The following is a 12753-nucleotide window of genomic DNA, read 5'->3' on the forward strand; positions in this document are numbered from 1 at the left end:
TGGAGTTTGATTCCTCGACGGGTTTTCGGCTTCCGGACGGCTCGTTGTTTTCCCCGGAGGCTTCGTGGGAGGCGCTGCGCCCGGAGGAGCGGGAGGGGTTTGGGCCGTTGTGTCCGGAGGTAGTGTTTGAGGTGCGGTCGATGTGGCGGGGGGTGGGGGAGTTGCGGGAGAAGATGGGGGTGTTGATAGATCCCTATGGGCGGGTGGAGCGGTATGAAGGGGTGGAGGCGGTGTCCCTGGATCCGGAGCTTCCGGGCTTTGTCCTGGAGCTGGGATCCATCTTCGCGTAGGTCCCGATCTGCAATCCGCAGACAGCGCCTCCGCAAAGAGGCGCCCATCTGTGCTCCCATTGGACGGCCTGGGCAGATCGTCACAGGAAGAGATAGAGGAGTCGTTCCACGAGGGCGCGCAGGGAGAGCCGCCTTTGGAGGCGGAGCCAGCGATCCCGCCACCGTGGGCCGGGAGAGAGATCCGCCAGGGTGCGCACGCGCAGCGCCCGACGGCAAATCCCGGGGGTCCAACCGGGCGGGATGGGCGCCCGGATGGAGATGGTGCGCCGGGCCGGGAGATCGAAGAAGTTATCGCTGAAGATCACATCCGCGCCAGGCAGCTCCAGGGTGACGAAACGGGCCAAGGCCCGGGCTTGCAGAAGGATCTCCAGCTCGCCCCCGCGCTCGCTCACCTCGACGGCGAGGCCGGGATCCGGGAAGGTGAGATCCTTCTCCGGCGCGAACAGGGCGACCCGGAGCGCCTGCAGCCGGGCATCTTCCCACATCTCCGCTACGAAGGCCAGCACCCGCCCATACCGGCGGAGGAAAGGACCTGCCTCCACGGTCCTCACCAGAGTGACCCGCAGGGGTGGTGCCTCCACCATCTCTTCCCCAGCATCGAGAACCTCCCCGAAGAAAGTTTCCAGGGACCAGCGGATCGGACCTCGCCAGGGATGGGTGGTGTCGTTGAGGAGGAAAAGCTCCACCCGCGCACCCTGGACGTTCAGGGAAAGGGCGATGGGAGCGAAGAAGCGGCGGGCAGCGTAATGCAGGGCCTTCCAGCGGCCGTAAACGTCCATGCCGGACCATGAGATAGCAGGCCAGGCATCATTGAGCTGCCAGTAAAGGGCGCCGCCGCACCGCTCCCGATGACGGCGCCAGTGTTCCACTGCCTGACCGATCGCTTCCGCCTGGGCCACCTGGGTCAGCCAGGCTAGATCCTGGAAATCCCTCGGGATCCGAAAGCGCTCCATCAGGTAGTCCAGCAGCCGCTCATTGCCGTTTGGGGAACGCTGCCGGCGACGGAGAGCCGGCCGCCGCAGATCCCACTCGCCCGGCGGACCGAAAGCGACCAGTGTGCGGGGCGGGGGAAGGGATTGCACGCCGAACTCGCTGACGAAGCGAGGGATGCGGGCGCGATAGGCAGCTGTGGGCGCCCGGCCATGCCAGACGTACCAGAGATGGGTATCCCCCTGCTGGTCCCTATTGACCGCCTCCCGGAAGATGCCGGAAGAGGGGGAGCCCGGCCAGTAGGGGCGATCAGGATCCTCCGCGCGCACCCATTCGGGAAGCAGCTCGTAGAAGAAGCGCTCGTGGATCGCGGCGAGGTGAGCCAGCGCCTTCGGGCGTCCTTTCCATTGCCAGCGCCAGAGCGGCCAGAGCATCTCGATCTCGTTGTTGCCGCACCAAAGGGCCAGAGAAGGATGGTGTCGCAGGCGCCGGACGTTCTCCCGCACCTCCGCTCGAACTTCCTCCAGGAACCCTGGCTCATCCAGGGGATAGAGCATGCAGGCGAAGGGAAAGTCCTGCCAGACCAGGATCCCGTGGCGATCGCACAGCGCATAAAATCGCTTATCCCCATAGCCCCCGCCGCCCCAGACCCGCAGCATGTTCATTCCGGCCGCGGCGGCGCTCCGGACCAGATGGGCCAGCGTTTCCTCTTCCACCCATGGGCTCCGGGCGTCCGGAGGGACCAGATTGGCCCCCTTAGCCCAGATAGGGAGGTTGTTAATCACGAAGATAAAGGACTCCCCCCAGCGGTCCTGCTCTCGGAAAAGGTCCAAGGTGCGCAGCCCGAGGATCTCGCGCCGGAGGTCCAGGAGGCGATCCCCGGCCCATAATCCGGCTTTTAGCCAATAGAGGGGCTGCGCTCCCAGCCCACTGGGCCACCACAGGAGAGGGTGCGCGATAGGGATTTCCACGGTGAGAGCCTCCTCTCGCATGGGGAACTCCCAGCGGGACACATTGCCTTCCGGGTCCACCAGGGTGATCCGGAGGGAGAGGGGGAGATCCTGCCATCGCTCCACGCAGGCTCGCAGGATGAGGGTCACATGCCCGCCGCCATGGCGCTGGCGGATGTGCAGATTCTCGATGCGGGCGATGGAGAAACCCTCCAGGGCGACCGCCTGCCAGATCCCCAGGGTGGGGAGCTCCGGTCCCCAGTCCCATCCGAAGTGAGCAGGCGCCTTGCGCAGATGGGCAACCCCGGGATACCCGAGACCGGGGAGCGGGCGACGGCGATGCTGCATGTGGACGAAGGTCAGGGGCGAGCGCAGGCGAATCATCAGCGTGTTCATGCCGGGCCGGAGAAGTGCCCGGATCTCCCAGCGATACGAGCGGAACATGTTGCGGGTCTCGCCCAGGCGTTCCCCGTTGAGGAAGATCTCAGCCAGGGTATCCAGGCCGGCGCAAACCAGCTCCACCCGCTCGCAGAGGGCGAGAGCCTCGTCGGGCTGGAAGTCGCAACGGTATTCCCAATCCGTCTCGGCGACCCAGGAGACGTGGGAGAGGTGATTGCCCAGGAAGGGATCCGGGATCCGGCCCATGGAGAGTAGATCCAGATGGACGCTGCCGGGCACCCGCCCCGGCAGCCATTCCGCTCCCCCTACCGGGCGAAACCACCAGGTTCCAGAGAGGATCTGTCGGCGCATGGTCGGCGGGCATGTTCCGAATGGGTTGCCTTCACTGCTGACGATCTAGATATCCTCTATGTTGCGGAAACCCTGCGTGGAGCCACAGATGACGAGGTTCTGATCCGCGCCTTCTCCAAGGGCCGTCTCCTTCTTGCCGAGGATAAGGATTTTGGGCAGCTGATCTGTCGTCTCCGATGGCTAGCCCATGGGATTCACCTCAGGCTTTGGGGGCATCCCTTTGGATCGGGCGCGGCGAGGGCCGTTTCCCAGGCCGCAGTGAGCGCCCGGATATCGGCGAAGACCATGTCCGGCTGCACCGGGCTTTCGGCCAACATCGATGGGGTAGTGGCCCCGGAAAGCACCAGGATGGTACGCAGGCCGGCTCGCTTCCCTCCCAGGATGTCCGTGGGCAGCTGATCACCGATCACCGCAGTGGTTTCCGGAACAGCGCCCATCCGCTGCATCGCGATCCGGAACATCAGCGGTTCCGGCTTGCCGACCACGATCGGCGAGATGCCAGTGGCCCGTTCCAGGAAGGCCAGGGTCGCCCCGTTGCCCGGATACAGGCCGTCTTCTCCCGGCCACACCGGATCCGGGTTGGTCCCGATGAAGCGGGCACCGTTCCAGATCGCCCGGGCGGCTCGGGCCAGCTTGGCATACGTGAGGCCCCAATCCAGGCCGACCACGACGAAATCCACGTCCTCCGCGTCGATCACCTGAAATCCCGCCTCGCTCAGGGCGGCGCGAAGGGCTTGCTCCCCGACGACCAGCACGCGGGCGCCGGCCGGGGCGATCTGCTGAAGGTAGAAGGCAGTGGCGTCGCAGGAGGGTAACACCTCCTCGGGGCGCACGGTCACCCCGAAACGGGCGAGCTGCTCCACGTAATCCATCCGGGAGCGGCTGGCGTTGTTCGTGGCCAGGACGAAGCGGATCTCGTGGCGTCGTAGGAAAGCGAAGAAATCCGCGAGGCCTTCCATGGGCCGCTGCCCCCGCCACAGCACGCCGTCCATATCGATGATCAGATGACGAAGGGGACGAAGTGCTTCCATGGGTGGATCGCTCCCCATGAGAGAAATGAGACAGCTTTCCAGGTGCAGGCGATGGGCTGCATGCTCTCATAACTCGGATAGCTGCTGATAGGCCTCTGGAGTGTCGAAATCCATCACCCACGTGGGATCTGGCACCGGGACCCGTGCGACAGCTTCGGGAAGCGCCTGGATCAGCGGACGCCCGCCCTGATCCCCCCGGAGCTCCCGCAGCGCGGGGAACAGCGGTCGGGCGAACAGCGCCGGCGGGCGCGGATCTCCGTCCACGATGCCGACGACCAACGGCCGGGCAGTCGCCCGGTGGATCTCGACCAGCTGGCGCAGCCAGCGCGGGCGCACCATAGGCTGGTCCACCTGAAGGAGCACGAACGCTTCCACCTCCGCGGGAAGGGCCTGCAGGCCGGCTTGGATGGAACGGCTCATCCCCTCCGGCCATGCGGGGTTCTCCACGATGCGCACCGGCAGACCGATCAGGGCCTTCCGCACCTGGGTCGCCTGGGCTCCGACCACCACGATCACGGGATCCAGCCCGGCGCGTTGGGCCAGCGCGACCACATGGCGCACCAATGGGCGGCCGTGCCACTCGGCCATGGCCTTGGGCTTGCCAAACCGCCGCCCCTCACCGGCGGCCAGCACAATCCCCGCTACCGGGGGGTGGAGGGAACCCACCCGGGCCACCGGCTCGCCATCCACCAGCGACACAATGCATTCGAAGGAGGAAGGGCCCAGCGCTGCGCACACCGCTTCGAAAGCCTGAGGATCCCAGGTTCGCTCCCGGGTGAGCAGCAGGAGGCGGCGCGCCCCCAGTGGGATCCCTTTTTGCCCGCCCTGGGGATGTCGGATCAAAGCGGCGATCCATTCAGGGGTGACCGGATCGTTCAGGTCGCCCCCCAAATGAGCGATCGCCTGCTCAGCGCGGTGCGTCACGGCGCCGATCGGGCGCCCCAGGGCTTCCAGGCTGGCCACTACGACCACCGCGTCGATCTCCTCGGGCAGGGCGGGCTCATGGGCAGCAGGCCATTTCAGAAGCATGCGGCGCGCGCCATCGGCCTCGATCAGCCACGAGGCCTCTGGCATCCTCGGGATCAGACGGTCCAGCTGTTCCGGCGGCAGCCCCTTCAGTTTCCACGGATGGGCCGGGTAAGGCTCATCTGGGGGCTCCGGCAGTGCCTCGGCCCGCCGGGCGCTGAGGACCCAGCGGGGGAGCCGCTGGAGGAGGGGCTGGAGCAGCCCGGGGATGGGGTCCTCGGTGAGCAGCAACCCTGTTCCCTCCGGAAGGATCGGCTCGACGATGTGCGTCGTCGTGGTCCACACCGCTGGAGCTCCAGGCTGCCCGAGCTCGTGGAGCAGCCGCCAGGCGGTTGTCGTCTTTCCGCCCGCTCCAATGAAGGCGATCACCGATCCTGGGACCAGTCCCATGGCCTCATACAGGGGAAAGGGTGTGTCGAAGCGCATGGAGGCGACTCCCGAAGACTTTGGAGGGCCCGAGAGGCCCCTGCGTTTCCTCCCTGAGCCGGGCTCAGGCCCCGCGTCGGAATGGATCCGGTTTGCCCCGGGAATCTCGGTTTGTCGAATCTGCAATTTTACTTTAAAAATTAGGACCGTGGACTTCCTCCCGAAGGCCCGGGGGATGGCTCCGAATCTCCAAGGGATCTTTTTCTCCCCATCCCCGCGGCCCTCTGAGTCGTAGAGAAGGCCGATCTGGCCTTCCCTATCGAAGGCCAGCCGCATCCGCCCCGAATGAGAACGCGCAGGGTGATCGGGAATGGGAGACGGCGTCCTGGCGGGCTGCGGGGGGAGCGATCAGGAGGTGCGGCGATGACGGTTCGGGTGCTGATTGTGGATGACCATCCGCTATTTCGCAAGGGTGTGCGGGATACACTGGTCCTGGAGCCTGGCCTTCAGGTGATCGGCGAGGCCTCGGATGGACAGACCGCCCTGGATATGATCCTGAGGTTGAACCCCCATCTGGTGCTGATGGACGTCCATCTGCCGGGCCTCAATGGCCTGGATGTGATCCGGCAGGCCCGATCCCATGGGTTTGAGGGTGCCATCCTCGTTCTGACCGCTTATGACAGCGAGGAGCAGATGCGCTATGCCATCCGCATTGGCGCCAACGGTTACTGCTCCAAAGATACACCTCCCGATCGGCTTCTCCAGAACATCCGCCATGTGCTCTCCGGACGCTGTATCCTGGGCTCACAAGTGGTGAGCGCTGCTGAGGCGCAGCAGATCGTAGGTGCGGCCGAGGCCGTGGAGGAGCACGTGCTCTCTCCACGGGAGCGGGAGATCCTTCAGTATGTCGCCCTGGGATACAGCAACAAGGCGATCGCGGAGCGACTGGGGATCAGTCAGCAGACCGTTAAGAACCACATGACGGCGATCCTGCGTAAACTGGATTTGAGCGATCGCACCCAGGTGGCGATCCTGGCGATCCGCCGTGGATGGGTGCGCTTGCCGGAAGAGTCCATCCTCCCGGAGGAAAAGCCGTGACCGATCCGATCTCATCTCTGCAGGATCTGGCGAATTACTGCCGCGAGGAGCAGGAGGCGGTCCAGCGACAGCTGTCGGAGCTGCAAGCGTTGATCCGACAGACCTCCACGGATGTTGAGCGGCTGGCCCAGCGCAGCCTGCATCTGACGAATCAGATCAAGCAGATGGAAAGCCGCCCGGAGAGCATCTCGCCGGCGGAGCTCATCGAGGTCTATCAATCCGCCATGGATGTTCAGAAGCGGCTATGGTTGATGCGAGGACAGCTGGAGAAATTTCAGAGCCTGGAGGCCCAGCTTCAGCGTTATCGGGAAACCCTGGATCGCATCCTTTCTCTGCTGGCCACCGTTCAGGAAGAGAGGGTGACCTCCCATCCCAACGTGGAATCCAGCCTGATCGTCCGTCTCTTTGAGGCCCAGGAGCAGGAACGCCAGCGGCTAGTCCGCCAGCTCCATGATGGGCCCGCCCAGGCGCTGACCAATCTGGTGTTGCAAGCGGAGATCTGCGAGCGGCTCTTCCAGCGGGACCCGGAGCGGGCGAAGGCGGAGCTCGCCGCCCTGAAAAGCGCCGTCGTCGAGACCTTCCAGCGCATGCGGGAGTTCCTGTTCGACATCCGCCCGATGAGCCTGGATGATTTGGGTCTGGTCCCCACCGTGCGGCGCTATGTGGAGGCTCTGAAGGACAAGGTGAAGTTCTCTCTCAGCCTGCAGATCAGCGGGGAGGAACGCCGGCTGGCGGCTCACCAGGAGGCCGTGCTCTTCCGCATTGTGCAGGAGCTCCTCACGAACGTACGCCTCCATGCCCAGGCCTCCCAGGTCGCGGTCCGTTTGGCCTTCCAGCCCCAAGGAGTTCGCCTGGAGGTGGAAGACAACGGCGTGGGCTTTGATGTGGAGGAGGCGCTGGCGAACGCTCCGCGGCGCAAGACCATCGGCTTGACGTCTATCCGTCAATGGGTGGAGATGCTGGGAGGGCAGCTCTCCATCACCAGCGCCCCTGGAAAGGGGACGCGGGTGACGGTTTTCCTGCCCTCGTCGGTCTGACCGTTGGAGAGACCTGGCGCGCCATTCCGGGAACGAAACGATCCCTGGCGTTACGGCGAATCCCCCCGGCGTTCAGGGAGCGACAGATGTCGGCCGATCTGGCGTGCGATGCGGATGCTCCATTCCTGCAGTCCGTGGGTAACCCCCAGGCTCAGCCCAGCGCCCAGCAGCGCTCCCGCGATCACGTCCAGCGGGTAATGCACCCCACCGTAAACCCGGGCCCAGCTGATCCCCGCCGCCAGTAGCATCCCCACCCACCTGATTTTCGCGTCGCCGGTCCCCAGGGATACGGCGATCGCCCAGGCCACTGTGGCGGCGTTGCTGGGGAATGAAGAATCAGAGGGGTGGTAAAACAGCAGGTTCACCTCATGGTCGGTGAAGGGACGGGGGCGGAAATAAAGGGCATTCATCGCCTCCATGATCAGACCGCTGAGAGGAACGGTCAGAATGGCCCGCAGGACGGCCGCCTGGCGCTTCGGATCTCCCGTCAGCCACATTGCCCAGGCCAGCATTGCCAGTGCGGTGGGCACGGCATAGTCGTTGATCAGCAAACGCGCCAGTAGGTCTATCCCGGGTGTCCGCCCGGCATACCGGTTGATCGCGAAAAATAACGGGACATCCCAGCGCCAGATGGCGAGGATCGCGGCGATCCCCATGCCCCACCGGATCCAGCGAGCTCCGGTCTGCCTTCCCGGATCCCCTGTCTTTGCCGGGGAGAGGATGACGCCGGCGCCACCCGAGCCGGTTTCTCGGAATGAAGGGAAGAGGGGAGGCGTCCCTGTCCAGTGGGTTCTCGTTCCGCCGGGAAGGGAGGGGGCAAACATCTGCCAGGCCCGGAAGACGGCCCATGCCCCCAAGATGGCAAGCCCGGCCATCGCGCTGAGCTCCGTGCCCGCTGGTCCGGGGGTCCAGATCTCCGGCACCCCGGCGAAGAACCCGATCCCGCTTCCCAGGAGGAGCAGAACCCCGGCAATTCGAAACGGCCGGGAAGCAGAGATCTGGCCCCAGCGCAGGAGGATCACCCCCAGGGCGGCGGCCCACGCCGCCCCCGTGTAACCGATCACCAGATATCCGGGAAGGTAGGCGCGCATCCCTTGCCGCTCCCGAAAATCCCTTGGTGGATCCGGCTGGGATTGTCCTCCCATTCGATCGGGAGACCAAGGCGGACGGATGAAAAGGCGATGGGATGATTTCCGATCCCCAGAGGGGCTTCCAGAGCCGGAATATCCGTGGGCAAAACCCCATCTCATTATAAAATTGGGAAACGTAAGGCCCTGAGCGGAGCCCCACCATGCGTCTCGATGCCAATCTCCAGTTCGACCGGCTGCTGGAGGTCCCCGCGCTGGCCCGTGAGGCCGAGGCGCTGGGATTCAATGGGATCTGGACCCATGAGACCCGCCATGATCCATTTCTTCCCCTCGCCCTGGCGGCGGAGCACACCCGTCAGATCACCCTGGGGACGGGCGTGGCTATCGCCTTCGCCCGCAGTCCTACGGTCATCGCCTACACCGCGTGGGATCTGGCGGCGGCCGCCCCCGGTCGGGTGATCCTCGGCCTGGGCACTCAGGTGAAGGCGCATATCGAACGTCGCTTTGGCATGCCATGGGATCCCCCCGTTCCCAAACTTCGGGAGACCATTGAGGCGATCCGCGCAGTCTGGGCGTGCTGGCAGCTGGGGAACCGCCTGAACTACCGGGGCCGGTTCTTTAAACTGACCCTGATGTCGCCCTTCTTCGACCCCGGGCCGATCCCGGATCCCTGCATCCCCATCGTGCTGGCCGGGGTGAACCCGCCGCTGGCCCGTTTGGCGGGGGAAGTGGGGGATGGGTTCTTCGTCCATCCCTTCCACACCCCGCGTTACCTGCGGGAGGTCCTGCTGCCAGCCATCGAAGCGGGGGCGCGGAAGGCGGGTCGGAGTCGGAAGGATCTTACGATCGTCGGCAGTGTGTTTGTGATCACTGGCCGGAATGAGACGGAGATGCGGGAGATGCGGGAATTCGTCCGCGCCCAAGTCGCCTTCTACGGCTCCACGCCCTCTTACCGTCGGGTGTGGTCGCTGCATGGATGGGAGGCGATCGGGGAGGAGCTTTCCGCCCTCGCGGCGCGGGGTCGCTGGGAGGAGATGCCCTCTCGGATTTCAGAGGATATCCTGGAGACCTTTGCCATTACTGCCCCGCCCGAAGCCGTATGGGAGCGCCTGCAGGCCGTTTACGAAGGCCTGCTGGATCGGGTTATCCTGTATCGACCTTTCCAGTTGCAGGATCGGGATCTATGGGAGAGGATCCTGAGCGCACGTTGTTGAGCGCGGAGGCCCCGCTGGAGACCCCTCGACGGACCTCGATGCTGCTCCGGTTGCTGGAGGAACAGAGCCCCGCAGCCCGGGTTCTTCGCGCGCGCCCTCCGATTGACCGGCCCGCGGAGGAAGCTGTTCGTTTTCCTTTCCTAGCCATCGTGGGCCAGACCGAGATGAAGCTCGCCCTGGTGCTGGCCCTGATCAACCCGGCCATCGGGGGCGTGCTGTTGATGGGCGCTCGGGGGACCGGCAAAACCACCGCGGTTCGGGGATTGCTGGATCTGCTTCCACCGGTTGAGCGTTCGCTCTGCCCCTATGGTTGCGAGCCGGAGGCGGCCTACACCCTGGGCTTCCATGCGGTTTGTCAGGATTGCGCCCGCAAACTGGGCCAGGGGGAACCCCTTACGGCTCCGGATCGCATGCGCCTGATCGAGCTTCCCCTGAACGCGCGTCTGGAGGATGTGATCGGAGGGATTGACGAGCAGGCGGCGATGGAAGGCAAAGTGAGGATCCGGCACGGGCTTCTGGCCCAGGCGGATCAGAATGTGCTCTATGTGGATGAGGTGAACCTGCTGGACCCCGAGATCGCAAATGCGATCCTGGACGCGGCGGCGCTGGGCCGGTATACCGTGCGGCGGGGTCCGCTAATGGCGACCTATCGCGCCCGCTTGATCCTGATTGCCTCTATGAATCCGGAGGAGGGCGCATTGCGGCCCCAGATTCACGATCGCTTCGGGCTGCGGGTGGTGGTGCGCGGCCTGAGCAATCCTCAGGACCGGCTGGAAGTTTACCGTCGGGTGCGACTCTTTCGAACCAATCCCTATGCGCTGGCGGCGCAATGGGCGCATGAGACCGCGGCGGCGGCCGTGGAGATCATGGAGGCCCGCCAGCGACTGCCCCGGGTGACCATTCCCCCGGAGCTGGAGCAGGAGGCGATCCGCTGGATCCACCGGCTGGGCATTGAATCCAGCCGGGCGGAGGTGGCCCTGCTGGAGGCGGCGCGAGCCTATGCCGCTGCCGATGGTCGGGAAGTAGTGACCCTGGAGGATCTGCAGGCAGTCGCCCCGATGGCGCTCCGCCAGCGTCGCAGCGCCTTCATCGCCGCCTTCATCGCTCGACAGGAGAAGGAGGACCAGGAGATCCTGGACGTCATTCATAACCGACACCGTCGATCCAGCCGGCGGCGTAAAGCGGGGTAGAACCGCCCATGCGGGTGGAGACGTTTATCGCAGAGGCCAGCGATCGTCTGGATCGCGCCATCGCCACACGCTTGCCCGAGCTCACCCGCTCTGCGGCCCAGCGGTTGATCGAAAGCGGACGGGTATGGGTCAATGGAGCACCGGTCCTGCGGCCGGCCCATCGGATCCGTCGGGGGGATCAGATCACCGTTCAGATCCCCCCTCCGGAACCGGTCAACCTGATCCCGGAGCCCATCCCGCTGGATATCCTGTATGAGGATCAGGACGTGCTGGTCATCCACAAGCCCGCAGGGATGGTGGTGCATCCTGGGGCAGGGCACACGAGGGGCACCCTGATCCATGCCATTCTGGCTCACTGTCCGGATCTGGAGGGAGTAGGTGGGGTCCTGCGCCCGGGGCTGGTGCATCGCCTGGATAAGGAGACGTCGGGGGTGTTGCTGGTCGCCAAGAATGAGCGAGCCTATCACTTCCTGCAGGCGCAGTTCAAGGCACGCACGGTGCGTAAAGTCTATGAGGCGCTGGTGATCGGGCATCCGCCTCCGGAAGGGATGATCGAAGCACCGATCGCCCGGGACCCCCGTTACCGCAAGCGGATGGGGGTGGTCCCTACGGGTCGCCCCGCCCGCACCCGGTATCAGGTGTTGAAAACCTATGAGGGGCGGTGGGGACGCTATGCGCGGCTGGAGGTCTATCCGGAGACCGGGCGCACGCATCAGATTCGGGTGCATCTGGCGTATGTCGGGTATCCAATTGTGGGCGATCCGATCTATGGGCGGCGAACGCCATTGCCATGCCCTCGGTTGTTCCTCCACGCCCGGACGATCACTGTGCACCTGCCCTCCCGCCCTGAACCGATCACCTTTGAGGCTCCGTTACCGTCCGATCTACAGGAGGTCCTGCGCGTTTTGGAGGAGATGTCCCCCCGCGGATAGGCGACGCTTCCGCGATGCTTTTTCACTCATCGAAGATAACGACACTCTCCTCGTAGACACGGATCTCCCGCGCGGCCAGTTTACGGCGGAGCCATTCCATCAGCCATGCGTTTTTCTCTTCCAGGGAGAGGGGAGCGGCCAGGATCTCCAGCGGGATATTGATGCGTAGGGCCCGGTAGGGGATGATGTGGCGGGTGATGCCAGCGGGGAGCCGCGCCCCATTACGGGCCAGCTCGATGATCTCTGCTGGTTCATAGCGCGGGAAGACCACCACTGCGATCACCTGCTCGTAATCAGGCAGGATCTGCTCCAGCTGATCGGTGGTGGTCCGATAGAACCGGAAACGGGATTTATAGATATCCACCAGGCGGTTTAGCAGATCGGTCCGACGGTAGAGATCCCCTTCCGCCCGAACCAGATAGATATCCCCCCGGGGGCAGATCAGATAGGCCAGGGCTTGACGGCGGGCCAGCTCCGCCCGGGCATGCAGATATTCGGAGGGCTCCAAGGTAATTCCCTCTATTTTGTGGAGGGTGGTGAAAAAGCTCTCCGGGCTCTCGCCGCTGATCACATGGGTCCAGGCTTCGACCCTCAGGCGGGGGTCCTCATAATCCACCACCTGCACAACCAGATGGGGGAGCCTTAGACGCCGGGCGGCCTCCACCCGGTTGGCCCCATCGAGCACCACATAGCGGGGATCACCGGGGATCGGCGCCACCACCGGAGGGTTCTTCAGGATCCCTTCGGTCTGCAGCCGATGAACCAGGGGGGCTGTTCGCACCTGATCTGCCTGCTCATGGGGGATCAGGTCTTCCACTGGGACAAACCGCAAGACGGGCATTCGTTCCCTG

10 protein-coding genes and 2 pseudogenes are annotated in these 12753 nt (G+C 64.8%); 7 read left to right on the forward strand and 5 right to left on the reverse strand.

The features are described 5' to 3' along the window. A pseudogene (locus ACFMO3_RS00005) lies at window positions 1-290 on the forward strand (Uma2 family endonuclease); the annotation flags it as partial. An 80-nt stretch (window positions 291-370) separates the two neighbouring features. Here the strand turns inward: ACFMO3_RS00005 and ACFMO3_RS00010 are convergent. Beyond that, on the reverse strand, window positions 371-2920 hold the full coding sequence (locus ACFMO3_RS00010) for a glycoside hydrolase family 2 protein (RefSeq protein WP_376788380.1): 2550 nt from the start codon (window positions 2918-2920) through the stop codon (window positions 371-373). On the opposite strand from ACFMO3_RS00010, the pseudogene ACFMO3_RS00015 reads away from it, so the two are divergent. Next, a pseudogene (locus ACFMO3_RS00015) lies at window positions 2831-3067 on the forward strand (hypothetical protein); the annotation flags it as partial. The gene ACFMO3_RS00010 and the pseudogene ACFMO3_RS00015 overlap by 90 nt on opposite strands. Window positions 3068-3114: 47 nt before the next feature. On the opposite strand, the gene ACFMO3_RS00020 reads toward ACFMO3_RS00015, so the two are convergent. Then, complete coding sequence (locus ACFMO3_RS00020) at window positions 3115-3951, reverse strand: HAD-IIA family hydrolase (RefSeq protein WP_376788381.1); 837 nt, start codon at window positions 3949-3951, stop codon at window positions 3115-3117. A gap of 66 nt (window positions 3952-4017) precedes the next feature. Then, window positions 4018-5403 carry a selenium cofactor biosynthesis protein YqeC gene (yqeC, locus tag ACFMO3_RS00025; RefSeq protein WP_376788382.1) on the reverse strand — a complete coding sequence of 462 codons (1386 nt, stop codon included), beginning with the start codon at window positions 5401-5403 and terminating at the stop codon, window positions 4018-4020. 363 nt (window positions 5404-5766) lie between these two features. On the opposite strand from yqeC, the gene ACFMO3_RS00030 reads away from it, so the two are divergent. After that, on the forward strand, window positions 5767-6441 hold the full coding sequence (locus ACFMO3_RS00030; protein ID WP_376788383.1) for a response regulator: 675 nt from the start codon (window positions 5767-5769) through the stop codon (window positions 6439-6441). Continuing rightward, on the forward strand, window positions 6438-7478 hold the full coding sequence (locus ACFMO3_RS00035; protein WP_376788384.1) for a sensor histidine kinase: 1041 nt from the start codon (window positions 6438-6440) through the stop codon (window positions 7476-7478). Before ACFMO3_RS00030 ends, ACFMO3_RS00035 begins: the two co-directional genes overlap by 4 nt. A 50-nt stretch (window positions 7479-7528) precedes the next feature. Here ACFMO3_RS00035 and ACFMO3_RS00040 read toward each other — a convergent pair whose 3' ends face one another. Further along, window positions 7529-8569, reverse strand: a complete 1041-nt coding sequence (locus ACFMO3_RS00040; protein WP_376788385.1) for a phosphatase PAP2 family protein — start codon at window positions 8567-8569, stop codon at window positions 7529-7531. Between the two features lie 200 nt (window positions 8570-8769). Between ACFMO3_RS00040 and ACFMO3_RS00045 the strand changes: the two genes are divergently transcribed. Genes ACFMO3_RS00045 through ACFMO3_RS00055 form a run of 3 tightly spaced genes read left to right on the forward strand, consistent with a single transcriptional unit; the run spans window position 8770 to window position 11902 of the window. Then, window positions 8770-9780, forward strand: coding sequence for a TIGR03617 family F420-dependent LLM class oxidoreductase (locus tag ACFMO3_RS00045; protein WP_376788386.1), 1011 nt, complete (start codon window positions 8770-8772; stop codon window positions 9778-9780). Beyond that, window positions 9750-10970, forward strand: a complete 1221-nt coding sequence (locus tag ACFMO3_RS00050; RefSeq protein ID WP_376788387.1) for an ATP-binding protein — start codon at window positions 9750-9752, stop codon at window positions 10968-10970. The genes ACFMO3_RS00045 and ACFMO3_RS00050 overlap by 31 nt, the downstream gene beginning before the upstream one ends. An 8-nt stretch (window positions 10971-10978) precedes the next feature. Continuing rightward, window positions 10979-11902 (forward strand): RluA family pseudouridine synthase, encoded by a 924-nt coding sequence (locus ACFMO3_RS00055; RefSeq protein WP_376788388.1) that lies wholly within the window; start codon window positions 10979-10981, stop codon window positions 11900-11902. 22 nt (window positions 11903-11924) lie between these two features. Here the strand turns inward: ACFMO3_RS00055 and ACFMO3_RS00060 are convergent, their stop codons facing one another. After that, window positions 11925-12743, reverse strand: coding sequence for a ParB N-terminal domain-containing protein (locus ACFMO3_RS00060; protein WP_376788389.1), 819 nt, complete (start codon window positions 12741-12743; stop codon window positions 11925-11927). Window positions 12744-12753: the final 10 nt, after the last annotated feature.

The sequence above is a fragment of the Thermoflexus sp. genome, from assembly GCF_042408815.1.
GTDB lineage: Bacteria > Chloroflexota > Anaerolineae > Thermoflexales > Thermoflexaceae > Thermoflexus.

Excerpts from the sequence above, each read along its gene's own strand:
- ACFMO3_RS00050 (WP_376788387.1), top strand. The coding sequence starts at position 9,750 with ATGGGAGAGGATCCTGAGCGCACGTTGTTGAGCGCGGAGGCCCCGCTG.
- yqeC (WP_376788382.1), bottom strand. The coding sequence starts at position 5,403 with ATGCGCTTCGACACACCCTTTCCCCTGTATGAGGCCATGGGACTGGTC.
- ACFMO3_RS00045 (WP_376788386.1), top strand. The coding sequence starts at position 8,770 with ATGCGTCTCGATGCCAATCTCCAGTTCGACCGGCTGCTGGAGGTCCCC.
- ACFMO3_RS00030 (WP_376788383.1), top strand. The coding sequence starts at position 5,767 with ATGACGGTTCGGGTGCTGATTGTGGATGACCATCCGCTATTTCGCAAG.
- ACFMO3_RS00010 (WP_376788380.1), bottom strand. The coding sequence starts at position 2,920 with ATGCGCCGACAGATCCTCTCTGGAACCTGGTGGTTTCGCCCGGTAGGG.
- ACFMO3_RS00020 (WP_376788381.1), bottom strand. The coding sequence starts at position 3,951 with ATGGAAGCACTTCGTCCCCTTCGTCATCTGATCATCGATATGGACGGC.
- ACFMO3_RS00060 (WP_376788389.1), bottom strand. The coding sequence starts at position 12,743 with ATGCCCGTCTTGCGGTTTGTCCCAGTGGAAGACCTGATCCCCCATGAG.
- ACFMO3_RS00040 (WP_376788385.1), bottom strand. The coding sequence starts at position 8,569 with ATGCGCGCCTACCTTCCCGGATATCTGGTGATCGGTTACACGGGGGCG.
- ACFMO3_RS00055 (WP_376788388.1), top strand. The coding sequence starts at position 10,979 with ATGCGGGTGGAGACGTTTATCGCAGAGGCCAGCGATCGTCTGGATCGC.